General features: G+C 57.6%; 20 protein-coding genes. 5 read left to right on the top strand and 15 right to left on the bottom strand.

Going from position 1 to position 25,336, the window contains the following annotated elements:
* The 4 genes from tuf to rpsL form a co-directional block, all read right to left on the bottom strand.
* Positions 1-871: elongation factor Tu (tuf, locus tag ACR0BD_RS13980; RefSeq protein ID WP_480831285.1), on the bottom strand; the 871-nt coding region annotated here is incomplete at its 3' end.
* A gap of 60 nt (positions 872-931) precedes the next feature.
* Complete coding sequence (gene fusA, locus ACR0BD_RS13975) at positions 932-3,049, bottom strand: elongation factor G (protein ID WP_171096025.1); 2,118 nt, start codon at positions 3,047-3,049, stop codon at positions 932-934.
* Positions 3,050-3,067: 18 nt separating this feature from the next.
* Positions 3,068-3,538, bottom strand: coding sequence for a 30S ribosomal protein S7 (gene rpsG / locus ACR0BD_RS13970; RefSeq protein ID WP_010441203.1), 471 nt, complete (start codon positions 3,536-3,538; stop codon positions 3,068-3,070).
* A gap of 15 nt (positions 3,539-3,553) precedes the next feature.
* Positions 3,554-3,925, bottom strand: a complete 372-nt coding sequence (rpsL, locus tag ACR0BD_RS13965) for a 30S ribosomal protein S12 (protein ID WP_005621086.1) — start codon at positions 3,923-3,925, stop codon at positions 3,554-3,556.
* A 396-nt stretch (positions 3,926-4,321) separates the two neighbouring features.
* On the opposite strand from rpsL, the gene ACR0BD_RS13960 reads away from it, so the two are divergent.
* Positions 4,322-5,128, top strand: coding sequence for a putative rhamnosyl transferase (locus ACR0BD_RS13960; protein ID WP_480831283.1), 807 nt, complete (start codon positions 4,322-4,324; stop codon positions 5,126-5,128).
* On the opposite strand, the gene ACR0BD_RS13955 is transcribed toward ACR0BD_RS13960, so the two are convergent.
* Entirely contained in the window at positions 5,113-5,982 is an 870-nt protein-coding gene (locus ACR0BD_RS13955) for a DMT family transporter (protein WP_480831282.1), read from the bottom strand. The two genes, ACR0BD_RS13960 and ACR0BD_RS13955, sit on opposite strands and share 16 nt — an antisense overlap.
* Before the next feature lie 324 nt (positions 5,983-6,306).
* Between ACR0BD_RS13955 and ACR0BD_RS13950 the strand changes: the two genes are divergently transcribed.
* Positions 6,307-6,708, top strand: a complete 402-nt coding sequence (locus ACR0BD_RS13950) for a hypothetical protein (RefSeq protein WP_480831280.1) — start codon at positions 6,307-6,309, stop codon at positions 6,706-6,708.
* A 139-nt stretch (positions 6,709-6,847) separates the two neighbouring features.
* Here ACR0BD_RS13950 and rpoC read toward each other — a convergent pair whose 3' ends face one another.
* The 4 genes from rpoC to rplJ form a co-directional block, all read right to left on the bottom strand.
* Positions 6,848-11,089, bottom strand: coding sequence for a DNA-directed RNA polymerase subunit beta' (gene rpoC / locus ACR0BD_RS13945; protein WP_480831278.1), 4,242 nt, complete (start codon positions 11,087-11,089; stop codon positions 6,848-6,850).
* A 50-nt stretch (positions 11,090-11,139) separates the two neighbouring features.
* Entirely contained in the window at positions 11,140-15,276 is a 4,137-nt protein-coding gene (gene rpoB, locus ACR0BD_RS13940) for a DNA-directed RNA polymerase subunit beta (protein ID WP_480831276.1), read from the bottom strand.
* A gap of 250 nt (positions 15,277-15,526) precedes the next feature.
* A complete protein-coding gene (rplL, locus tag ACR0BD_RS13935; RefSeq protein WP_480831275.1) occupies positions 15,527-15,901 on the bottom strand; it encodes a 50S ribosomal protein L7/L12 in 375 nt (124 codons plus the stop codon).
* Positions 15,902-15,980: 79 nt separating this feature from the next.
* Positions 15,981-16,499, bottom strand: coding sequence for a 50S ribosomal protein L10 (gene rplJ / locus ACR0BD_RS13930; protein WP_170385948.1), 519 nt, complete (start codon positions 16,497-16,499; stop codon positions 15,981-15,983).
* Positions 16,500-16,911: 412 nt separating this feature from the next.
* On the opposite strand from rplJ, the gene ACR0BD_RS13925 reads away from it, so the two are divergent.
* Positions 16,912-17,886: an aminoglycoside phosphotransferase family protein gene (locus ACR0BD_RS13925; RefSeq protein WP_480831273.1), complete on the top strand. Its 975-nt coding sequence runs from the start codon at positions 16,912-16,914 to the stop codon at positions 17,884-17,886.
* Between the two features lie 158 nt (positions 17,887-18,044).
* Positions 18,045-19,070, top strand: coding sequence for a Hint domain-containing protein (locus tag ACR0BD_RS13920; RefSeq protein WP_480831271.1), 1,026 nt, complete (start codon positions 18,045-18,047; stop codon positions 19,068-19,070).
* Positions 19,071-19,135: 65 nt separating this feature from the next.
* Here ACR0BD_RS13920 and rplA read toward each other — a convergent pair whose 3' ends face one another.
* Positions 19,136-19,834, bottom strand: coding sequence for a 50S ribosomal protein L1 (gene rplA / locus ACR0BD_RS13915; protein ID WP_170355304.1), 699 nt, complete (start codon positions 19,832-19,834; stop codon positions 19,136-19,138).
* Between the two features lies 1 nt (position 19,835).
* Entirely contained in the window at positions 19,836-20,285 is a 450-nt protein-coding gene (gene rplK, locus ACR0BD_RS13910) for a 50S ribosomal protein L11 (RefSeq protein ID WP_010440985.1), read from the bottom strand.
* Between the two features lie 379 nt (positions 20,286-20,664).
* Here rplK and ACR0BD_RS13905 point away from each other — a divergent pair, with 379 nt between their 5' ends.
* On the top strand, positions 20,665-21,903 hold the full coding sequence (locus ACR0BD_RS13905) for a peptidoglycan-binding domain-containing protein (protein ID WP_480831268.1): 1,239 nt from the start codon (positions 20,665-20,667) through the stop codon (positions 21,901-21,903).
* A 98-nt stretch (positions 21,904-22,001) separates the two neighbouring features.
* On the opposite strand, the gene nusG is transcribed toward ACR0BD_RS13905, so the two are convergent.
* The 4 genes from nusG to ACR0BD_RS13885 all read right to left on the bottom strand — a co-directional run bounded on the left by nusG (position 22,002) and on the right by ACR0BD_RS13885 (position 25,333).
* Entirely contained in the window at positions 22,002-22,535 is a 534-nt protein-coding gene (gene nusG, locus ACR0BD_RS13900) for a transcription termination/antitermination protein NusG (RefSeq protein WP_170355307.1), read from the bottom strand.
* Between the two features lie 191 nt (positions 22,536-22,726).
* A complete protein-coding gene (gene secE, locus ACR0BD_RS13895; RefSeq protein WP_171124314.1) occupies positions 22,727-22,924 on the bottom strand; it encodes a preprotein translocase subunit SecE in 198 nt (65 codons plus the stop codon).
* Positions 22,925-22,992: 68 nt separating this feature from the next.
* Complete coding sequence (gene ccoS / locus ACR0BD_RS13890) at positions 22,993-23,151, bottom strand: cbb3-type cytochrome oxidase assembly protein CcoS (RefSeq protein WP_170355309.1); 159 nt, start codon at positions 23,149-23,151, stop codon at positions 22,993-22,995.
* Between the two features lie 4 nt (positions 23,152-23,155).
* Entirely contained in the window at positions 23,156-25,333 is a 2,178-nt protein-coding gene (locus ACR0BD_RS13885; RefSeq protein WP_480831265.1) for a heavy metal translocating P-type ATPase, read from the bottom strand.
* Positions 25,334-25,336: the final 3 nt, after the last annotated feature.

Here is a 25,336-nt window from a genome sequence, read left to right as displayed (position 1 = left end):
ACAGAACCTGGCCACGCTCAACGCCGTCACGGTCAACACCACGCAGCAGCGCGCCGATGTTGTCGCCCGCTTCACCGCGGTCCAGCAGCTTACGGAACATCTCAACGCCGGTGCAGGTGGTTTTCGAAGTGTCGCGGATGCCAACGATTTCAATCTCGTCGCCAACGTTGATCACGCCACGCTCAACACGACCCGTAACAACAGTACCACGACCCGAGATCGAGAACACGTCTTCGATCGGCATCAGGAACGGCTGGTCAACAGCACGCTCAGGCGTGTCGATGTAGTCATCAACAGCCGCCATCAGTTCCTTGATTTTCTCTTCGCCGATTTCCGGATTGTTGCCTTCCATCGCAGCCAGAGCCGAACCTGCAACGATCGGAATATCGTCGCCGGGGTATTCGTAGCTGGACAGCAGTTCGCGAACTTCCATCTCAACCAGTTCCAGCAGCTCTTCGTCGTCGACCTGGTCAACTTTGTTCAGGAACACGACCATCTTCGGGATGCCAACCTGGCGGCCCAGCAGGATGTGCTCGCGCGTCTGCGGCATCGGGCCGTCAGCGGCGTTCACAACCAGGATCGCGCCGTCCATCTGAGCGGCACCGGTGATCATGTTCTTGACGTAGTCGGCGTGGCCGGGGCAGTCAACGTGCGCATAGTGACGCGCGTCTGTCTCGTATTCCACGTGGGCGGTCGAGATGGTGATGCCGCGCGCTTTCTCTTCCGGCGCACCGTCGATTTGGTCATACGCTTTGAAGTCACCGAAATACTTGGTGATCGCTGCGGTCAGCGTCGTTTTACCATGGTCAACGTGGCCAATCGTGCCGATGTTGACGTGCGGTTTTGTACGCTCAAACTTTTCCTTTGCCATGATGGCCTCCTTTTTCGGTAATGAAGGGAGCCCGTAAACCGGACCCCCTCAAATCTTTGGTTATGCGTATTTCGCCTGGATCTCGTCCGAGATATTCTGCGGAACCGGATCGTAGTGGTCGAACTGCATGGTGAACTGGGCACGGCCCGACGACATCGAACGCAGGGTGTTGATGTAGCCGAACATGTTCGCAAGCGGAACGAACGCGTCGATCGCGATCGCGTTGCCGCGCGGTTCCTGACCAGACACCTGGCCACGACGCGAGGTCAGGTCGCCGATGATACCGCCGGTGTATTCTTCCGGGGTGATCACTTCGACCTTCATGATCGGTTCCAGCAGTTTCGCGCCAGCTTTGCGCATGCCTTCACGCATACACATACGGGCCGCGATTTCGAACGCCAGAACGCTCGAGTCAACGTCGTGGAACTTGCCGTCCAGCAGGGCAACCTTGAAGTCGATCACAGGGAAGCCAGCCAGAGGGCCGCTGTCCATAACCGACTGGATGCCTTTTTCAACACCCGGGATGTATTCCTTCGGAACGGCACCACCAACGATGCGGCTTTCGAACGAGTAACCTTCGCCCGGCTCAGTCGGAGTGATCTCGAGTTTAACCTCACCGAACTGACCCGAACCACCCGACTGTTTCTTGTGGGTGTAGGTGTGCTCGACCGGCATCGAGATGGTTTCACGATAGGCCACCTGCGGTGCACCAATGTTCGCTTCAACCTTGAATTCGCGCTTCAGACGGTCAACCAGGATGTCCAGGTGAAGTTCGCCCATGCCTTTCATGATGGTCTGACCGGATTCCAGATCAGTTTCCACACGGAAGGAGGGGTCTTCGGCGGCCAGACGGGCCAGACCCTGAGACATTTTTTCCTGGTCGCCCTTGGTTTTGGGCTCAACCGCAATTTCGATCACCGGATCGGGGAAGGTCATGGTTTCCAGAACCACCGGATCCTTCGCATCACACAGGGTGTCACCGGTGGTGGTGTCTTTCAGACCCGCCAGCGCGATGATGTCGCCTGCAAACGCTTCTTCGATCTCTTCCCGGTTGTTCGAGTGCATCATCATCATACGACCGATGCGCTCTTTCTTACCTTTGGTCGAGTTCAGGATCGAGTCACCCTTGTTCATGGTGCCCGAGTAGATCCGAGTGAAGGTCAGCGAGCCAACAAAGGGGTCATTCATGATTTTGAACGCCAGACCCGAGAAGGCCATTGCGTCGTCTGCACGACGGGCGATGTCACGAACTTCTTCCTCGTCGCCGGGTTTGAAGCCCATGTAATCAACAACGTCCAGCGGGCTGGGCAGATAGTCGATCACAGCGTTGAGCAGCGGCTGAACGCCTTTGTTCTTGAACGCTGAACCACCCAGAACCGGAACAAACGCGATGTCCAGGGTACCTTTGCGCAGCAGGGCGCGCAGGGTCGGAACGTCGGGCTCATTGCCTTCCAGGTATTCCATCATCGCGTCGTCGTCCATTTCGACGGCCGCTTCGATCATCTTGCCGCGCCATTCGTCAGCCATGTCTTTCAGGCTGTCGCGGATGGGGGCTTTGATCCAGCTTGCGCCCAGATCTTCGCCCTGCCACAGCCACTCTTCCATGGTGACCAGGTCAATCAGACCTTCCAGCTCGGACTCGGCGCCGATCGGAATACCAACCGGAACAGCGCGTGCGCCGGTGCGGTCTTCGATCATGCGAACGCAGTTGAAGAAGTCTGCGCCGATCTTGTCCATCTTGTTGACGAAAACCATACGCGGAACCTTGTAGCGGTCAGCCTGACGCCACACGGTTTCGGTCTGGGGCTCAACACCTGCGTTTGCGTCCAGAACGCAGACGGCACCGTCGAGAACCGCCAGCGAACGCTCAACTTCGATGGTGAAGTCAACGTGGCCGGGGGTGTCGATGATGTTCAGGCGGTGCTTAGGGGTATCGGCGGTCTGACCGTCCTCGGTGCGTTCCCAGAAGGTGGTGGTCGCAGCCGAAGTGATGGTGATGCCGCGTTCCTGCTCCTGTTCCATCCAGTCCATGGTGGCTGCACCATCGTGCACCTCACCGATGTTGTGGGATTTACCAGTGTAATACAGGATACGCTCCGAGCAGGTGGTCTTACCTGCGTCGATGTGCGCCATGATACCGAAGTTACGGTACAGTTCGAGCGGATATTCGCGTGCCATTTTTGATAAGCCTCTGAATTACCAACGGTAGTGGCTGAAGGCTTTGTTCGCCTCGGCCATCTTGTGGGTGTCTTCGCGCTTCTTCACGGCGGTCCCGCGGGACTGTACAGCGTCCAGCAGTTCGCCGGCGAGGCGTTCTTCCATGGTGTTTTCGTTACGGCCACGCGCAGCAGTGATCAGCCAGCGGATGGCCAGTGCTTCGCGGCGCTCGGGGCGCACTTCGACCGGAACCTGATAGGTTGCACCACCAACGCGGCGCGAGCGAACCTCGACCGACGGTTTGATGTTGTCGAGTGCTTCGTGGAACACTTCGACAGGAGCGCGCTTTACCTTGTTCTCAACGCGGTCAAACGCGTTGTAAACGATGCGCTCTGCGACCGACTTCTTGCCGTCGATCATCAGGTTGTTCATGAATTTGGTCAGAACCTTGTCGCCAAATTTGGCGTCAGGCAGGACTTCGCGTTTTTCGGCGGCGTGACGACGTGACATATCAGCCTCTCCTTCTTACTTGGGACGCTTCGCGCCGTATTTCGAACGACGTTGCTTACGATCTTTGACGCCCTGAGTATCCAGAACACCGCGCAGGATGTGGTAACGCACACCGGGAAGGTCTTTTACACGGCCGCCACGGATCAGAACAACCGAGTGTTCCTGCAGGTTGTGGCTTTCACCGGGGATGTACGAGATGACCTCGAACCCGTTGGTCAGGCGCACTTTGGCAACCTTACGCATAGCCGAGTTCGGCTTTTTCGGTGTGGTGGTATACACACGGGTGCAGACGCCGCGTTTCTGCGGGCACTGCTCCAGGTGCATGGACTTCGAGCGTTTTACTTTGGGCTGCCGCGGTTTGCGGATCAGCTGTTGAATAGTTGGCATTCCGGTTTCTTCCCCGTTTTGCAACACACATGACATGCACGCGGGTTGCGTGCGGTTAAATTCGCTGCACTCATGCGTCCACAAGCGCAAAACCCGCGAGCGTTCCCATTCCGAGGTGAACGTCGCGGTTGGTTATCAGAGGACGCGAACTGCAAAATTGTCCGGGTCTTGACCAGTCCATTACTGAGATCGGTTTTGGGGCGGCCCCCGGTACCGAGATGGGCGCGTATTAAGGGGAGTCGGACCAAGTGTCAACAGTACACCCGAGCTGCTTCGCCACAGGCCGTGTTACGTCGATTTATCCACTGTTGCCAGCACATGCCAGCCCCATGACCCGTTGCGGGTTTCGGGACGCGCGGGCATAGTCGCGGCGACGGTCTGAACCACGGATGAATCATGCAAATCATCGGCCTGTGCCGCTTTTCCTACCCTGCCCATGGCGGCTTTCAGGTCGAACATGAAACGATCGAGGAACGCCGCGCCTATCTCTACAACCCCGCGCGGCTTGAGGAACGGTTCCGCCTGTTTGAAACCACCACCCTGCCGTGTTTGCAAGAGCAGACGGACGAAGACTACCAGTTAAAGATCGTCATCGGGGAATGCCTGCCCAAACCCGCCCTTGATCGGCTTCATGACCTGACCGCGGGAATGAAACAGGTTGAGATAATCGCTCGCCGTCCGATGCGTCACCGCCGTGTGATGAAAGACGTGCTGAACGCCGCACGCGACAATCTCGACGCGCCGTGCATTCAGTTCCGTCATGACGACGATGACGCCGTATCGGTGGATTTCATCGAACGCCTGCGCATCGCTGCTGATGAAAACAAAAGCTTGCTGCAAAACAACAAGACCGTCGCCATCGACTACAATCAGGGGTTTCTGGCCAGGTTCGGGGCCGATGGCATTCAGGCGGCGCCCGTCTTTCGGTCCCTGCTGGGGATTGGCTTTGCCATGCATGTGCGCGGGGGATGCGAGCTGACGATCATGAACTTCACCCACAACCGGATCGGGAATTTCATGCCGGCGGTCAGCTACCCCGACGCGCCCATGTGGGTGCGGACGTTGAACCAGTTCAATGACTCTCCGCACGCGCGCAACAGCGCAACCGAGCTTTCCCCCCTGACGCCCGAGCTTGAGGGCGAATTCATCGCGCGCTTTGCCATTGATCAGGATGCGGTTCGGCGGGCTCATTCACCCGCATGAGTCCGTCTTTCACGCAATAGTGTGAACAGCCCGGCCCCGACGACCAGGCCCGCGCCCAGCAGAGTGATGGCATCCGGCCAGTCCCCGAACACCAACCAGCCCAGGGCCAGCGCCCAGATCAGGCTTGAATAGCGAAACGGCGCGATGAACCCCACGTCGCCTTCGCGCATGACCATGACGCTGCACAGATACCCCGCCAGCACGAACACCGCCGCGCAGGCAATCATGGCACCGGCCGCAGGGGGCACCGGCTGCCAGCCTGACACAGACGCGGCGATCCCGGCGGACAGCGTGATGGTCAGCGAGGTCGCAAGGGTCACAGCAAGCGAGGGCACATGGACGGACATCCGCCGCGTAATCAGATCGCGGATCGTAACGGATACGACCGCAATCAGCGCATAAATCGCATAGATATCGAACCCCTCGGGGCCCGGACGCACGATCAGCAACATCCCGATGAACCCCAGTACAATAGCCAACACCCGCCGCCATCCGATCCGTTCACGAAAAAACAGCACCGCCCCCAACGTCACGGTCAGCGGCAAGGCCTGCAATACCGCCGTCACATTTGCCAGAGGCATGTGCAAAAGCGCCGTCAGGAAAAAGAATGTAGCCGACAACTCGGCCACACAGCGCGCGGCAATCAGCCATTTGTCATGATGCGGGAAATTCAGATGCAACGCCCCAAGGTACCGTGCCATCAGAAAGACAAGAAACGTCGCCACCACCCCCCGCATGGCCACCATCTGAAACAGAGGTATCTGATCACCCGCCAGCTTGATCAGACTGTCATTGATGGTGAAACCCGCCATGCTGCCCATCATCAACAGCGCGCCTTTTAAGTTTGGGGTCATCTAAAACGTGCTCAAAACCAAAAAATCTATTTATCCCTGCGCATTCGCGATGATGCAGAGCCACAAGTCAATACGCCTTTAACATGGCAGACCCGTTCAGTGCCTAGCTCGAACAAGCACCTGCATCTGCAACCGCAATGGCTATTATTTTTCCTGATCGTTCAAAAGAAAAAGGATGCGCGAAGTTTGCGCGAAAGTGCACTCTCATTGATGAGAATTTTGTGCGACGTAAAATATCAATTCCTTCCTCGAAGAATTAATTTGCAATTCATGCAGACGTGCGGAAACTGCTCAGAGTTTGAATGTTTATTTTATGGAGTGATTATGTTCGAGAAAGGTTCTCAGGCATTCGCAAAACAACCACGCCGCTATCAAACCAGTTCCCAACAGCCCAAGATTCGTACTCAGAAATCTGCAGCTCCTACCATTAGGCTTGATCTCATGTTTTGGGGTGCTCTCAGCTCGTTTATCGTTTTTTTCCTGTTCTACAACCTTCAGGCAATTTCCGATCTTGCACCGGAATCTATAAAAAACAGCGATTCACCGGGCGCTTTTGGCATGCCAGTTGCTCTACTTTCCGTTGGTTGGTTTGTCTCCATTCCCACCTTGTTTATTAGAGGTGTCTATCGGAGCGCATTTAGCGGAAAGCTCGTCCTGAACTGGTTCGCAACCGGCGCGTTCATCGTGATGTCGCTAGGATTTTTGTTCATTAATCTTGGTTCTTAGAACATCTAATCGATTTTTCTGGTCCAAATCGAAGGGGCTGTTTGGACCATTTGCACAATTAAACTGCTATCAAATTTGACGAACAAAAAAGGCCCCTGCAATTTCGCAAGGGCCTTTTCTACATTAGTACTTATGCGATTTACTCGCGGCTTTCAGGCGCGTCGATTACGATGTCCAGCTCGTCACCGACCATGTCGTCGTCGATGACCGGAGCGGCCAGGGCAGCTGCCGCTTCAGCCTCTTCCCGGCGCGCCTCAATGACGACGTTGTCGCGCGACTGCGCAACCTGGCGCACGGCCTGAGTTGCTCCACCAGTACCGGCGGGGATCAGGCGGCCGACGATGACGTTCTCTTTCAGGCCAACCAGCTTGTCCTTTTTGCCCTGTACTGACGCTTCGGTCAGGACACGAGTGGTTTCCTGGAACGACGCCGCCGAGATGAACGAACGCGTCTGCAGCGAGGCTTTGGTGATCCCCAGAAGGATCGGCTCGCCCTGTGCCGGACGACCACCGCGCTGAAGCGTCTTCTCGTTGGCCGCGTCGAACTCTTGCTTGTCGACATGTTCGCCTTTCAGCAGGGTGGTGTCGCCTGAATCCAGGATCTCCCACTTCTGCAGCATCTGGCGCACGATGACCTCGATGTGCTTGTCGTTGATCTTCACGCCCTGCAGGCGGTAGACGTCCTGCACCTCGTCGATCATGTAATCCGCCAGCGCTTCGACACCCATGATGGACAGGATGTCATGCGGAGCCGGGTTACCGTCCATCAGGTATTCACCCTTCTGGATGAAGTCCCCTTCGGCGACCGGGATGTGCTTGCCCTTGGGCACCATGTACTCGATGGTCTCCATGGACTCGTCCGCCGGTTCGATGCTGATGCGGCGCTTGTTCTTGTAGTCGCGGCCAAAGCGCACGTAACCATCGGCTTCGGCGATGATCGCGTGATCTTTCGGACGACGCGCTTCGAACAGTTCGGCCACACGCGGCAGACCACCGGTGATGTCCTTGGTCTTGGCACCTTCACGCGGGATACGCGCGACAACGTCACCGGCCTCGATCTGCTGGCCATCTTCGACCGACAGGATCGCATCCACCGACATCGGATAGTGAACCGGGTTGCCCGCATCGTTGCGGACCGGCTCGCCATCTTCGCCGACCAGAATAATCTCAGGCTTGAGGTCGCTGCCTTTGGGGGCGGCGCGCCAGTCGATCACGATCTTCTGGGTCATACCAGTTGCTTCGTCGGTCTCGTCGCGGACAGCCAGGCCCGACACAAGGTCAACGTATTTCGCAGTACCGGCTTTCTCGGCGATGATCGGCAGGGTGTAGGGATCCCATTCGAACAGCTTGTCGCCACGGGCAACCTTGGTGCCGTCCTTGACGAACAGTTTCGAGCCGTAGCCCAGCTTGAAGCTGGCACGCTCTTCGCCATGCTCGTCGTTGATCACCAGCTTCATGTTCCGACCCATGACCAGGCTTTCGCCTGCCGCATTGACCAGGATCTGCGGGTTCTCGAACGCGACAACACCTTCCTGGTTGGCTTCCTGGAACGACTGCTGACCACCTTGCGCAACACCACCGATGTGGAAGGTCCGCATGGTCAGCTGTGTACCGGGTTCACCGATGGACTGCGCGGCGATGATGCCGACAGCTTCACCTGTGTTCACCATGGTACCGCGTGCAAGGTCACGACCGTAGCAGGTTGCACAAACGCCTTCCTCGGACTCACAGGTCAGAGGCGAGCGGATGCGCATCGAGGCAACACCGGCTTCGTCGATGGTATCTGCCATGCGCTCGTCGATCAGCTGACCTGCAGCCACGATCACCTCATCGGTGCCCGGACGCAGGACATCGTCTGCGGCCACACGGCCCAGCACACGTTCGGCCAGCGAGGCGACAACCTCACCGTCGTTCACCGCGGCTTCGGCAGTGATCGCACGCTCGGTGCCACAGTCGATCTCACGAACGATGCAGTCCTGCGCCACGTCCACCAGACGACGGGTCAGGTAACCCGAGTTCGCCGTCTTAAGCGCGGTATCCGACAGACCCTTACGGGCACCGTGGGTCGAGTTGAAGTACTCGAGAACGGTCAGACCTTCTTTAAAGTTCGAGATGATCGGCGTCTCGATGATGTCACCGTTCGGCTTGGCCATCAGGCCGCGCATACCGCCCAGCTGTTTCATCTGAGTGACCGAGCCACGCGCACCCGAGTGAGCCATCATGTAGACCGAGTTCGGTTCCTGCTCAGAACCATCCTCTGCCCGATCCGACGACGAGATCGTCGACATCATGGCTTCGGTGACGCGGTCGTTACACTTCGACCAGGCATCGACAACTTTGTTGTACTTTTCGCCCTGAGTGATCAGGCCGTCCATGTACTGCTGTTCAAAGTCCTTCACCTGACCGCGGGTGTCATCAACGATGCCCCACTTGTCATCGGGAATGACCATGTCGTCCTTACCGAACGAGATGCCCGCCTTGAACGCTTCTTTGAAGCCCATCGACATGATCTGGTCACAGAAGATAACCGACTCTTTCTGACCGCAATAGCGGTAGACGGTGTCGATCACCTGCTGCACTTCTTTCTTCCGCAGCAGACGGTTGACCAGTTCGAACGGCGCTTTGTTGTTCATCGGCAGCAAGGCACCCAGACGCAGACGGCCCGGAGTGGTCTCGAAACGCTTCTGAACTTCGTTGCCTTCGTCGTCGATCTGTGTGATCCGCGCGGTGATTTTGGAGTGCAGATGCACTTCGCCAGAATCCAGCGCGTGCTGAACTTCGTCGATAGACCCGAACACTTTGCCTTCGCCCGGCATGCCTTCGCGTTCCAGGGTCACATAGTACAGACCCAGGATCATATCCTGCGACGGAACGATGATCGGCGCGCCGTTTGCAGGCGACAGAACGTTGTTCGTCGACATCATCAGAACACGGGCTTCCAGCTGCGCCTCAAGGCTCAGCGGCACGTGAACGGCCATCTGGTCACCGTCGAAGTCGGCGTTAAAGGCCGAACAGACCAGCGGGTGCAGCTGGATGGCTTTACCTTCGATCAGAACCGGCTCGAACGCCTGAATGCCAAGACGGTGCAGCGTCGGCGCACGGTTCAGCATGACAGGGTGTTCGCGGATCACCTCGTCGAGGATATCCCACACTTCGGGACGCTCTTTTTCGACCAGTTTCTTCGCCTGCTTCACGGTCGAAGACAGACCCTTGGCCTCAAGGCGCGAGTAGATGAACGGCTTGAACAGCTCCAACGCCATCTTCTTGGGCAGACCACACTGGTGCAGCTTAAGCTCCGGACCGGTCACAATAACCGAACGGCCCGAGAAGTCGACGCGCTTACCCAGAAGGTTCTGACGGAAGCGACCCTGTTTCCCTTTCAGCATGTCCGACAGCGATTTCAGCGGGCGCTTGTTGGCGCCGGTGATCACGCGGCCACGACGGCCGTTGTCGAACAGAGCGTCAACGGATTCCTGCAGCATCCGCTTTTCGTTGCGGACGATGATGTCAGGTGCGCGCAGTTCGATCAGACGCTTCAGACGGTTGTTCCGGTTGATGACGCGGCGATACAGATCGTTCAGATCCGAGGTCGCGAAACGGCCACCATCCAGCGGAACCAGCGGACGCAGTTCCGGCGGAATGACCGGGATCACGGTCATAACCATCCACTCGGGCCGGTTGCCCGACTCGAGGAAGGATTCAACAACCTTCAGACGCTTGATGATCTTTTTGGGCTTCAACTCGCCGGTTGCTTCGGCCAGATCAGCGCGCAGCTGCTCGGCTTCGGCTTCCAGATCGATCTGGGCCAGCATCTCACGAATGGCTTCCGCACCGATATTGGCGGTGAACGCGTCCATGCCATAGGCATCCTGCGCATCCATGTACTCTTCTTCGGTCAGCATCTGGCCGTAGGTCAGGTCGGTCAGACCGGGCTCGATGACGACGTAGTTTTCAAAGTAGAGAACGCGTTCCAGATCACGCAGCGTCATGTCCAGCATCAGACCGATGCGGGACGGCAGCGATTTCAGGAACCAGATGTGTGCAACAGGCGCGGCCAGTTCGATGTGGCCCATACGCTCACGACGTACTTTCTGCAGGGTGACTTCCACGCCGCATTTTTCGCAGACAACGCCGCGATACTTCATCCGCTTATATTTGCCGCACAGACACTCGTAGTCTTTGATCGGGCCAAAGATACGCGCGCAGAACAGACCGTCACGCTCGGGCTTGAACGTCCGGTAGTTGATGGTTTCGGGTTTCTTGATCTCGCCATAGGACCAAGACAGGATCCGCTCGGGCGACGCCAGCGAGACCTTGATCTCGTCAAAGACCTTCGGGGGCGTCAGCGGGTTGAACGGGTTGTTGGTGATTTCCTGGTTCATTTGTTACCTCAAATCTTGCGGAAGGGGGGACGGGAGAAAGGGCAGCGCCCTTACTCCTCAACCTCCGCATCCAGGAGTTCCATATTTAGGCCGAGGCCACGGACTTCTTTCACCAGAACGTTGAACGATTCCGGTACGCCCGCTTCAAAGTTATCCTCGCCCTTGACGATCGACTCATAGACCTTGGTCCGGCCGGCGACGTCATCCGATTTCACGGTGAGCATCTCCTGCAGGGTGTAGGCGGCGCCGTAAGCTTCCAGAGCCCAGACCTCCATCTCACCAAAGCGCTGACCACCGAACTGCGCCTTACCACCCAGCGGCTGCTGGGTAACCAGGCTGTACGGCCCGGTCGAACGCGCGTGGATCTTGTCGTCCACAAGGTGGTGCAGTTTCAGCAGGTATTTGATGCCCACGGTCACCGGACGTGCAAATTGCTCACCGGTGCGACCGTCGAACAGAACCGACTGACCGCTTTCCGAGAAGCCCGCACGCACCAGCGCGTCGTTGACGTCCGCCTCTTTGGCACCGTCGAAGACAGGGGTTGCGATCGGAACACCGCGGGTCACGTTGCCCGCAGCCTCGATCAGGTCATCCTCGTCCAGACCGGTGATGCCTTCTTCGTAGACATTCTCGCCATAGGCCAGCTTCATCGCTTCGCGCACCGGGGTCAGGTCGCCAGAACGACGGTATTCACCCAGAGCATCATCGATGTTCAGACCCAGACCGCGTGCGGCCCAACCCATGTGGGTTTCAAGGATCTGACCAACGTTCATACGCGAAGGCACGCCCAGCGGGTTCAGACAGAAGTCAACCGGCGTACCATCGGCCAGGAACGGCATGTCTTCCATCGGAACAACCTTGGAGATCACACCTTTGTTCCCGTGACGACCGGCCATCTTGTCGCCCGGCTGCAGCTTGCGCTTCACGGCGATGAAGACTTTGACCATCTTCATCACACCCGGGGGCAGGTCGTCGCCACGGCGGACTTTCTCGACCTTGTCTTCGAAACGGGCGTCCAGAGCACGCTTTTGCACTTCGTACTGCTCGTTCAGAGCCTCAACGATCTGTGCGTCTTGCTCGCCTTCCAGCGCCAGCTGCCACCACTGACCGCGGGTCAGGGTTTCCAGCAGATCCTCGGTGATCACCGACCCTGCCTTGACGCCTTTCGGGCCTTTGACAGCGGTTTTGCCAAGGATCAGGCCCTGCAGACGCGCATAGATGTTGCGGTCCAGGATCGCCAGCTCGTCGTCCCGGTCACGGGCCAGACGTTCGACTTCCTCACGCTCGATCTGCAGCGCACGCTCGTCTTTCTCGACGCCGTGACGGTTGAAGACGCGGACCTCAACGACCGTACCGTAATCGCCCGGCTTCACGCGCAGCGAGGTGTCGCGCACGTCAGATGCTTTCTCACCAAAGATGGCGCGCAGCAGCTTTTCTTCCGGAGTCATCGGGCTTTCGCCCTTCGGAGTGATCTTGCCGACCAGAATATCGCCCGGCTCAACATCCGCACCGATGTAAACGATGCCAGCCTCGTCGAGGTTGCGCAGCGCTTCTTCACCCACGTTCGGGATGTCGCGGGTGATCTCTTCCGGGCCCAGCTTGGTGTCACGGGCGGCGACTTCAAACTCCTCGATATGGACCGAGGTAAAGACGTCGTCCCGCGCGATACGTTCCGAGATCAGGATCGAGTCTTCGTAGTTGTAACCGTTCCACGGCATGAACGCGACGACCACGTTCTTACCAAGGGCCAGTTCACCCATATCGGTCGACGGACCGTCGGCAATGACCTCACCCTTTTGGACGGTGTCACCCACCTTGATCAGCGGACGCTGGTTGATGCAGGTGTTCTGGTTCGAACGCTGGAATTTGCGCAGACGATAGATGTCAACGCCAGCGTCGCCCAGTTCCAGATCCTCGGTCGCGCGGATAACGATACGCTGGGCATCGACCTGGTCGATGATACCGGCGCGTTTCGCCTGAATCGCAGCACCTGAGTCGATCGCAACCTTTTCCTCGATCCCGGTACCGACCAGCGGTGCCTCGGCCCGCAGCAGCGGAACCGCCTGACGTTGCATGTTCGAGCCCATCAGAGCGCGGTTGGCGTCGTCATTTTCAAGGAACGGGATCAGCGATGCAGCAACCGAAACCAGCTGTTTCGGCGACACGTCGATCAGGTCTACATTCTCGCGCGGGGCAAGGGTGTAGTCACCGGCCTGACGGGTCGACACCAGATCGTTGATGAACTTGCCATCCGCATCCAGAGTCGCGTTCGCCTGCGCCACGGTGTGACGCATTTCCTCGGTTGCGGACATGTAGTGAACCTCATCGGTCACCTCGGCGTCTTTGACAACGCGGTAGGGTGTTTCGATGAAGCCATACTTGTTGACGCGGGCAAAGGTGGCCAGCGAGTTGATCAGACCGATGTTCGGACCTTCGGGCGTTTCAATCGGGCACATCCGGCCATAGTGGGTCGGGTGCACGTCGCGCACCTCAAAGCCCGCACGCTCACGTGTCAGACCACCGGGGCCAAGCGCCGAGAGGCGGCGTTTGTGGGTGACTTCCGACAGCGGGTTGGTCTGGTCCATGAACTGCGACAGCTGCGACGAGCCGAAGAATTCGCGAACAGCAGCCGCAGCCGGTTTCGCGTTGATCAGATCCTGCGGCATGACAGTGTCGATCTCGACCGACGACATACGCTCTTTGATCGCGCGCTCCATACGCAGCAGGCCAACGCGGTACTGGTTTTCCATCAGTTCGCCGACCGAACGCACACGACGGTTGCCGAGGTGGTCGATATCGTCCACATCGCCTTTGCCATCACGCAGTTCCACCAGCGCCTTGATGCAGGCCACGATGTCTTCGCGGCGCAGGGTACGCAGGGTGTCCGGCGCGTCCAGAGCCAGACGCATGTTCATTTTCACGCGGCCAACGGCGGACAGGTCATAACGCTCGCTGTCGAAGAACAGGGTGTCGAACAAGGCCGAGGCCGCTTCGACGGTGGGCGGTTCGCCCGGGCGCATGACGCGGTAGATGTCCATCAGCGCGGTTTCGCGGCTCATGTTCTTGTCCTGAGCCATGGTGTTGCGCATGTAGGGGCCGACATTGACGTTGTCGATGTCCAGAACCGGGATATCGGTGATGCCCGCATCCATCAGATCCTTGACAGTGCCGCCGATCAGGTCGCCGTCCTTGTCATATTCCAGCGTCAGCTCATCACCGGCTTCGACATAGATCGCGCCGTTTTCTTCGTTGATGATGTCCTTGGCGACATACTTGCCGACGATGTTATCGAAGGGCACCAGCAGGTCGGTGACAGCACCTTCGTCGATCAGCTTTTTGACCGCGCGCGGGGTGACTTTCTTGCCCGCTTCGGCAATCACTTCACCCGATTTCGCGTCGATCAGATCGTATGTCGGACGGGTGCCGCGCACACGCTCGGGGAAGAACGGCGTGACCCAGCCTTTCTTCTTGTCCAGCTTGTAGGACACGGTGTTGTAATACGCGTCCATGATCGCTTCCTGATCCAGACCCAGCGCATATAGCAGGGTCGTTACAGGCAGCTTGCGGCGACGGTCGATACGGGCGAACACGATGTCCTTGGCGTCGAACTCAAAGTCCAGCCAGCTGCCGCGATACGGGATGATGCGGCAGGCAAACAGCAGCTTGCCCGAGGAATGGGTCTTGCCCTTGTCGTGGTCAAAGAACACACCGGGCGAACGGTGCATCTGGCTGACGATCACACGCTCGGTACCGTTCACGATGAACGTGCCGTTCGGTGTCATCAGGGGCATATCGCCCATGAACACGTCCTGTTCTTTGATGTCTTTGACCGATTTCGCGCCGGTGTCCTCATCCACATCAAACACGATCAGACGCAGAGTAACCTTCAGCGGCGCGCTGTAGGTCATGTCGCGCTGCATGCACTCTTCGACGTCGTATTTGGGTTTTTCCAGATCGTATTTCACGAACTCCAGAACGGAGGTTTCGTTGAAATCCTTGATCGGGAAAACCGACTGGAACACACCTTTGATGCCTTCGCCGTCTGTGGGCTGTTCAGCATCGCCGGAGCGCAGGAAAAGATCATAAGAAGATTTCTGGACCTCAATGAGGTTCGGCATCTCCAGCACTTCGCGGATTTTGCCGTAATATTTACGAAGACGTTTCTGGCCAAGGAACGTTTGAGCCATGTCAGATGTCACCTTTCGATGTTCTCAGCGGGCAAAGACACCGTCGGGCCCCGGCATCTTGCACATTCGAGACGACACGTCCGGATCAATTCGTGGCCACCGTCCCGAAGGTGGCCTCCCGATCCGAAAACCGTGCCTTAGAAAACGCCCCCTTGATTGAGGCCCTTTCTAAGACAGGTTCGGCTGGACCCGGATTTCTCCGGACCCAGCCAAATTGTTCGACACATCAGCGATGTGCCTGTAAGCAGGCTTAGGCCAGCTCGACTTCGGCGCCAGCTGCTTCCAGCTTGGCTTTGACTTCTTCGGCTTCTGCCTTGTCAACGCCTTCTTTGATCTTGCCGCCAGCTTCAACCAGCTCTTTGGCTTCTTTCAGGCCCAGACCGGTGATGCCGCGAACTTCTTTGATCACGTTGATTTTCGAAGCGCCGGCGTTCTTCAGAACGACGTCGAATTCGGTTTTTTCTTCCTCAGCTGCGCCACCGGCGTCGCCACTAGCTGCAACCATTACGGCGCCGCCAGCTGCGGGCTCGATGCCGTATTCGTCTTTGAGGATGGTTTTCAGTTCTTGTGCTTCCAGCAGGGTCAGACCCACGATGCTTTCTGCGAGTGCTTTCAGATCAGCCATTTTATCAGCTCTTTCCGTTTACAGTGTGTGTTCCAACGTCAGGGAGTATTCCCTACGCAGATCATTCAGTGCCAACCGCTTACGCAGCTTCCGCCTTCTCTTCGATGGTGGAAAGGATGCTTGCGATGTTGCTTGCAGGTGCGCCAATGGCACCGGCGATGTTCGAAGCAGGCGCGCCGATGCAGCCCACGATCGAAGCAATAAGCTCTTCACGCGACGGCATTTTCGACACGGCTGTAACACCAGCCCGGTCCAGAGCGTTCTCGCCCATTGCACCGCCAAGAATTTCGAACTTTTGGTTCTCTTTGGCGAAGTCCTCTGCCACCTTGGCTGCTGCCACGGGGTCTTCGGAATAGGTCAGAACGGTCATACCCGTCAGCAGGTCACCAATGCTTTCACATGGCTTTCCGTCGAGGGCGATTTTGGCAAGCCTGTTCTTGGCAACACGCACGGAGCCACCCGCGTCACGAGCACGTGCGCGAAGGTCCTGCATCTCGGCAACTGTCAGACCGGCGTAGTGAGCAACCACTACGACGCCAGAGCTTTCGAAGATTTGGCCGAGTTCCTCGACCACTTTCTCTTTCTGGGCTCTATCCACAGTTCTCTCCAAGTTTGGGATGTTGGACATCCCGGCTCATATTTGCTGCGGTCGAAACCACAGCGTTCAGGTCCGTTGTTACGGGATTGGCCAAAATGCGCCCGAGGAATGCGACCCTCAGAATTCTTTGGTCTTACCCGTCTCAGGCAGGAGATTAAGGGGCCAGATGGCACCACCCACCGTCTTGGACGAAACGAAATAAAGCGCACGACGAATCGCACGCTTTACTCCGCAAGTCTCTTTAGGGCAGATGGCATAGGTTTCCAAGGGGTAAATCGCACAAATGTCGGGCTTTTCAACCATTGTTCCAAGCGTCGTTTCCAAAGGGCAGCCGCTGTATTGACACACCTTGCCGGCTGGGGTCCTGTCAGCGCGGAACGCTTCCTGTTTAGAAATTGCCGCCAGACCGTAAATGCCAACCCTGTCACCAAAAGAAAACCGTCTGGTTTCGCAGTTAATCAAAGAGTTTGCGCAGCATGGGCCAGCAGGAGAGGTTTCCAGGTATGAGTGTGTCTACCGTTCTCATGACTTTGGCGACACCCGTTTTTTACTTCGGCTTGCCACTGCAAACGGCGACTATGCACTGAAGATCGACACCACCTCGCCTCAGACCGGTCGGCTTCAAGGTGAATTTGACTTCCTGAACCAGCTTGCAACCTATTTTCGAAGCTTCAAGGCGTCTGGGGTCGTACAGCCGGTCTACATGTCCACGAACAAGGCGTTTTTCGTGACCGAATATGTCGACCGACCAACGGCTGCCGATGTGATCCACAGCAGCCCCGACGATGATCGTGTCGCACAGATTTACCGACGCGCCGGGGAATGGCTGAATGATCTGCATAACTACCAACCGGTGAAAGAGTATGGTTTTCGACCCAAATGGATGACCGACAGCATTCAGGAATTGACGCAAACAGTACCTTTGCCCATCCAACAAGAAAGCCGTGCAATGCTGGATGAATTGCAGGCCGATATACCACGCCTGAAAGGCATCCCGGAAACCCAAGTCTTTAGCCACGGGGATTTTCACGCTCAGAACCTGATCGTGGGGCAAGGTCAAATGATCGGTCTGGATTTCACCGAAGCGCGCACCAAGCTGGCCGTGTACGATATCGTGGATTTTCTAAAATCAGACGTGTTCCGGGATGGCGCGTCTGACAGCGTTGATCGCAGCGGAATCCTCAAAACCAACAAAGAGATGTTCTTCCGCCGTTACAGGCATCCTGTACATATGGGTATTCTGGACTTTTGCATCAGGGGTCGGTTGTTGAAAGACTGGCTGGCACTTTGGCAAATAGACCATACCTGCAGCCCATACGAGACCGATAAACGCACACGACTGGGCCAAAGATTACGCTCAGCGTTTCAGATTTCCGGCCCGGATTAACCGATGATCGCATCCTGACGAAAATGTGTGGTCCGCCTACTTTAAAATACTGGCGCCAAGGAACTCACATCAGATAACTCTTTCGTTGAAAGAGGGTTTTTGCGGCAGCCGTCGGCACAGACCGCATCCGCTGATTTCTACAAGGTTGTTGAACACACATGGTCATTCGCAGTTTTTTCGCTCAGGACAGTTCCAGCCTTGTCGTCACCTCAAGTCCCAATGGCGCTATAGTGGGCGATCCGATCATCAATAACTCGGACACACCCGACGGCACGATATTTGCCTATTCCGGTGGAACGGGCACCACAGTCACGTTGGACGACACCGGCGGAAGCCCGGATGTGTTCAACGACGACCAAGCGGGCGCTCATATCATAACGGACGGTGGCGGGCTGGTTGCAAACGGAACGCCGGTTGAATCTGAGTCCATTATCGTCGTGCGCGCCCTTGATGACGACGGAAACCCGACCGGGCCTGAAATCGAGGTTTACGTGTTTTCCCAAAACGGGATCACATCTGACGTATGGGGTTATGCTACGTCCGCTCCTTTGGTTTCGGGCACGTCCTACATCAAAGTGTCCGGTTCCAATGCGGGCAGCTCACCTTATGATGACTACATTCCCTGCTTTGGCCCCGGCACGTTTATTCAGACCGACGATGGCGAAGTCGACGTCGCCGATCTGAAACGCGGCCAATCGGTTTGGACCCGGGACGCAGGATATCAACCTATCCTCTGGATTGGCACAACCAAAGTGACAGGCCATGGAGCCTTTGCACCCGTCGTGATCGAAGCGGGCGCAACTGGAAACGCCAGCAGGCTAGTCGTATCGCAGCAACACCGAGTATTGGTTTCGTCACCCGCGACCAGTATGTTGTTCGGCGCGTCCGAAGTGTTCGTTGCCGCCAAGCATCTTTGTGGCTTGCCCGGTATTGCGGTGCAGGAAATGGACGAAGTGACCTATACCCATTTCATGTTTGATCGACACCATATCGTGCGGTCAAATGGTGCACTGACCGAAAGCTATTACTACGGCGGCAGTGCAAAGCACGCGCTGTCAAAGGCTCAGCAATCCGAGATCCTTGCCTTGTTTCCTGAACTCGAATTTGGCGAACATTCTTTCGGAGAAACCGCGGCTGCAACGATCAACGCCCGAGAGGCTAGTGTTTTACGCGCCTATTTCTGATCAGGCATGAAAAAACCCGGGCCGCGCGGGCGACCCGGGTTCTATTCATACGGTAACAACCAGGCTTATTCGCCTGCAGCAGCCGCCACATCCAAAGTCACGCCCGGGCCCATGGTAGAGCTCAGCGCGATTTTCTTCATGTAGGTGCCTTTGGCGCCCGACGGCTTGGCCTTGGCCACAGCCGAGACGAATGCGCGAACGTTTTCAGCCAGCTTGGCTTCGTCAAACGACGCTTTGCCAACGCCTGCGTGCACAACGCCGCCTTTTTCCGCCTTGAACTGAACTTCACCGCCCTTTGCTGCTTCCACGGCTGCTTTAACGTCCATGGTCACGGTGCCAACTTTGGGGTTCGGCATCAGGTTGCGGGGGCCCAGAACCTTACCCAGACGACCGACGATCGGCATCATGTCCGGGGTGGCAATGCAGCGATCGAATTCGATGGTGCCGCCCTGAATGGTTTCCATCAGGTCTTCTGCGCCAACGATGTCTGCGCCTGCTTCTTTCGCTTCGTCAGCCTTGGGGCCACGAGCAAATACTGCAACGCGCATCGCTTTACCGGTGCCGTTGGGCAGGCCAACAACGCCGCGAACCATCTGGTCAGCGTGACGGGTGTCAACGCCCAGGTTCATTGCGATTTCGATGGTCTCGTCGAATTTCGAGGTTGCGTTGGCTTTGACCAGGGCAACAGCGTCTTCGATCGACAGGTTTTCCTTGCCGGCGACAGCTTCGCGCGCAGCGCGGGTGCGTTTTCCAAGTTTTGCCATCTTACTTCACCTCGATGCCCATAGAGCGGGCCGAGCCCAGGATGATCTGCATTGCGCCTTCGACGTCGTTGGCGTTTAGATCTTTCATTTTGGCTTCGGCGATTTCGCGAACCTGCTTCGAGGTCACGGTGGCCACGGTCTCACGACCGGGGTTTTCCGCGCCACGGGGGCGGTTACGCTTACCAACCGGCTTCAGACCTGCGGCTTTTTTCAGGTAATAAGACGCGGGCGGCGTCTTGATGTCCATGGTGAAGGACTTGTCCTGATAATAGGTGATCACGGTCGGGCACGGTGCGCCGGGCTCCATGTCTGCGGTCTTGGCGTTGAACGCCTTGCAGAATTCCATGATGTTGATGCCGCGCTGACCCAGCGCCGGACCAACTGGCGGCGACGGGTTCGCCTGACCTGCAGGAACCTGCAGCTTCATTGTACCAGCAAGCTTCTTGGCCATTTGGTTTTCCTTTCAACGTAGGTGAAACGCGTTCCACCCGGTTTATGTTGCGTGGTCCGATCCGGGATCGCGATCCCTGCAATCTCCCACGAGAGAATCTCGCCCGAAGACGATAGAGGCGGCGTTTACAAGGGAATGTTGGGGTTGGCAAGAGGGTGAAGACCCAACGTGTGCTATCGAATCAGCCCCGGCTGAAGTTTGCCAGGGCAATCTATACTAACACCCGCAATTGCGGGTGGTTTTCCGAGCCAACCCCCTGAACAAAAAACGAAATCGCTTTGTCGACAGGGTGAAGATCACATCTTGCCCATTGCGCCTCCGCAATAGGAACAGCTGTGCTATAGTTCCGGAAATAAGGTATTTTTGGCGGAGGTTTATTATGATTTTTCGATCAATCGCAACGCTGGGTACTGCGTTCTCGCTTGCTGTTACCGCCCCGCAGATCGTTCGGGCGGACGCGGGTGAAATCCTGGGCGGTGCCGTTGTGGGTGGTGTCATCGGCTACGCAATCGGTAAAGAGCAAGGAAAGAAGCAAAGCCGCACGACGACGACAACGCGGACTTACCGACCGGGCATTCCTTCAACCTCACAAGGCGCACAGACCCAGACGGCGCTCAACTATTTTGGGTATAATGCCGGGCGCGTCGATGGTCAGGTTGGACGCGGCACACGGTCGGCCATCGAACGCTATCAGGCTTCGATGGGCTATCCGGTGAATGGATACGACTTTCCGCCCTACCAAAGTGACTTTCTGAATCAGGCGTACTTCTGGGCGACAAGCGGTGGTCAGGCCGCAACGCAATTGTCGGGCCAGCCGCTTTTGTTCGCTTATCGCCAACAGGTCCATAGCGGAGCTGCGCTGGCAGCCGCACCACAGGCACCTGCCCCGGTCACGCCGGTCGCGACGCCTCAGCCAGAGGCCGTTCCAGCGGCTGCACCGGTCGAGACCGCGTCGACTGAAACCGCATCGAGCGGCAGTCTTCCAAGCTTATTTGCTGGTGGCACGGCGCGGCCTTCTCTGGCCAACCGTTGCAGTGCGGTGATGCTCCAGACATCGACCAATGGCGGCTACACGACCTTGGCAAACATGTCTGACCCCGATTTCGCACTGAGCGAGCAGTTCTGCCTTGCTCGCAGCTATGCAATGGCGCGTGGAGAAGACCTGATACAGGATATTCAGGGGCTTACACCCGACCAGATCACTGCGCAATGCAATTCCTATGGTGAGATGATCAAAGCCCAGGTCGATGCCTTGGCCCTGCACTCCAAGACAGATGCCGAGACGCAAATGCGCAAGCTTGCCTTGGATTCTGGCCTGAGCCCCGAGGACCTTGCCGCAACCAGCAAGGTTTGCCTCGCGATTGGTTACCGCCAAGACAACATGGACACAGCAGTTGGATCTGCCCTGATGCTGGTCGCAATGGGCGAGCCTGCCTATGGCGAGTTGATCGGCCATCACCTGCGCGAAGGGTTCGGAGTGCCAGAGCGCCGGGACCTTGCCATGCAGTGGTATGATTCAAGCCTGTCAGCACTGGACGCTGGATCGCAGGCCGTTTTCCTGCCATCTCAAACTGATCGACCCGAGCTCTTGCGTGCCGCGATGGTGCAGGCGCAATAAGGCGGATCACACAAGGCTGGCGACGCCAGCGTTACCAGAATGAAAAACGCCGCGGTTGCTTGTGCATCGCGGCGTTTTATTCATGCAGCAGGGCTTGATCAGCTCTGCTTGGTGACCTGCGTAAAGTCCAGCTCGACTGGGGTTTCGCGACCGAAGATGGAAACCGAAACTTTCAGCTTCTGGTTCTCGTCGTCCACGCCCTCGACCATACCGTCGAAATCCTCGAACGGGCCGTCGTTGACCTTGACCTTTTCGCCGACCTCGAAACTGATCATCAGCTTGGGCGCTTCTTCGCCTTCCTGAACGCGGTTGAGGATCTGGTTCACCTCGGCATCACGCATCGGCATCGGGCGGCCTTGCGGGCCAAGGAACCCGGTGACACGGTTGATCGAGTTCACAAGGTGATAGCCCTGATCCGACATCTCCATATGCACCAGAACATAACCGGGCATGAAACGGCGTTCGGTCGTGACCTTTTTGCCCCGGCGCACTTCGATCACCTCTTCGGTGGGCACCAGAACTTCGTCAATGTCATCCTCAAGGCCGTGCTCTGCCACCGACGTGCGGATCTGCTCTGCGATCTTCTTTTCGAAATTCGAAAGAACGCTGACCGAGTACCACCGTTTCGCCATGAACCTGTCGTCCTTGTTTGCCTTTGGGCCGCGACTGCGCCCGTCGTTGAAATTCTATTGCGTCACCCGGAATAAAAAGCGGCGCGCGGTCCGAATCGCCGCACGCCCATTCCGAATAGTTCCGCGTGACCTACAAGGACATCGCGCGCGGTGCAAGGGGGAAGCAGTGATTACACCCCACCTGAGCAGGTTTAGCCAAATGCCCCAAGGATCAATTGCAGGCCGCCCCGAATACCCAGATCGACCAGCGCAAAGAACACGGCAGTCAGGGCCGCCATGATGAACACCATGACCGTGGTCAGCAGAACTTCGCGCCGCGTCGGCCAGACGACCTTTGCGACTTCGGCACGGACTTGCTGAATGAACTGGATCGGGTTTGTGGTGGCCATTTGGCGTGGTTCTCTCTGCTAGCGGATACGCGGGACATAACCGGGCATTGCGGCAATTTCAAGGGCTGTCAAGGCTTGGGCTTGTCATCCCATTCGTCACTCAGGATGCGCCGCGCGTCACCTTCGGGGTCGTCATACTGGTTCGAGCGGACCGTGTACACAAACGCCACCAACCCAACCCCGCCCAGGAACAGGGAAATCGGTATCAGATAGGCCAGAACTTCCATATGCTTACCTTACACGCAGGGCGTTCAGAGACACGGTGATCGACGAGGTCGACATCGCGAGCGCCGCAATCAGCGGAGTTGCCAAGCCTACCACAGCCAAGGGCACTGCAATGATATTATAAACAGTCGCAATGCGGAAGTTTTCCCGAATCCGTTTCGTGGCCTTCACAGCCGTGTCACAGGCATCTGCTATCGGCGAGAGGTCATTGCCCAAAAGCACGATGTCCGAAGCAACCCGCGCCGCATCCAACGCCGACGCCGGAGAGATCGATACATGCGCCGCAGCCAATGCGGCCGTATCATTCAAACCGTCACCCACCATAAGGACGTGCCGACCCTGATCGCTCAAGCTCTGTACGCGTTTGGCCTTATCTTCCGGCAGCGCCTGTGCGATCCAGTTTTCGATGCCCAACTTGCCAGCCAGCGCCTGAACCGCACCCTGTGTGTCGCCTGAGATCAGGATGACCTCTTTGCCGGCATCGCGGAACGCTTGTACGGCCTCGGTTGCGCCCGGGCGCAGACTGTCTGAAAACAGGAATGCAACGGGCTCCTGCCCAGCGACAGAAAGCCATGCTGCGGTCTGATCACCCTCTTCAGCACCCGTCCATTGCGCGCGCCCCAGGCGAACAATCTGACCGCGCCAATTGCCTTCGGTACCATACCCCGGAACCTCGGTGACGTCCCTAAGGGTTGCCGGTTTAACACCGGCCGCGCGTGCGGACCTGGTCAAAGCAACGGACAGGGGGTGCGATGACGCTTCTGCCAAAGCCAATGCGATCTCAAGGTTGGCGCGGGAATGGTCGCCCAAATTGGTCAGCTCTGGCGTGCCCGTGGTCAAGGTGCCTGTCTTGTCGAAGACCACCGTGTCGACCTCGGCCAGACGTTCCAGTGCGGTGGCATGTTTGATCAGCATCCCCTTCCGGAACAACCGACCCGAGGCCGCCGTGGTCACCGCAGGCACAGCCAGACCAAGCGCACAGGGGCAGGTGATGATCAGCACGGCAGCGGCGATGTTCAGCGCGGTACGGATATCGCCGGAATAGATATACCAGCCCACAAAACTAAGCGCCGACAGGATGTGAACCCCCGGCGCATAGAGCTTGGCCGCCTTGTCGGCCAGCGAGGTGTAACGCGACCGCCCGGATTCAGCGATGGCCACAAGATCAGCCATGCGATGTAGCGAGGTATCTTCGCCCACCGCAGTCGCCCGAATGGTCAGGGGGCCGGTCAGGTTGACCTCACCCGCGCTGACAGGTTGACCCGTTTGCGCAAAGACAGGCAGTGTTTCCCCAGTCAGCAAAGACCGGTCCAGTTCGGACTGACCCGCAACGATTTCACCGTCCACGGGCATGCGCCCGCCGGGGCGCACAAGGATCAGATCGCCCACATTCAGCGTGGCAACGGCGACTTCTTCTTCGACACCTCCCACCACGCGAATGGCACGCGGGACCTCCAGCGCGGTCAACTCTTCGGCCGCAGATCGGGCCGCAGCGCGTGTGCGATAATCAAGGTATCGACCAGCCAGAAGAAAAAAGGTCAATGTAAGGGCCGCGTCGAAATAGGCATGCTCGCCACTCAGCGCGGTTTCCCAAAGGGACGTCATTAGGGCCAGAAGGATCGCCAGCACAATGGGAACGTCCATGTTCAGTCGACGAACCCGCAGCGCGCTCCAGGCATTGACGAAAAAGGGCTGCCCGGCAAATGCGATCGCGGGCAGCGCGATAGCAGCCGAAATCCAATGGAACATGTCTCGGGTGGCATCTGCCGCGCCGGACCAGACCGAAACGGACAACAGCATCACGTTCATTGATGCGAAGCCCGCGACTGCCAACCGCATCAGCAGATCGCGCCCCGCCCTATCAGATTGCGTCGCCGACAATGCGCCGGGATCCAATTCATGCGCTTCGTACCCAGCGCGTTCCAGCACGGGGATCAGATCGGCGGCACGCAGGTCCGCGCTCGCTTTGATCATCGCGCGTTTCAGCGTCAGGTTGACGCGCGCATCTTCGACGCCGGGCTGCGCGTTCAGTTCCCGTTCAACTGTCGCGATACAAGCCGAGCAGTGAATTCCGGGCAGTGACAACGCAATCTGCACATCCTGCGGGATCGGACGTGCCGGTTCCACCGGTGCCGCAATGCACCCCGGACAGGCCGCAGTACCAGAGGTCATCTGCGCCGTCATACG

Source organism: Ruegeria sp. G5 (assembly GCF_056533365.1).
Note: the sequence above shows the minus strand (reverse complement) of the source record. Positions and strands in the feature narration are given on the sequence as shown.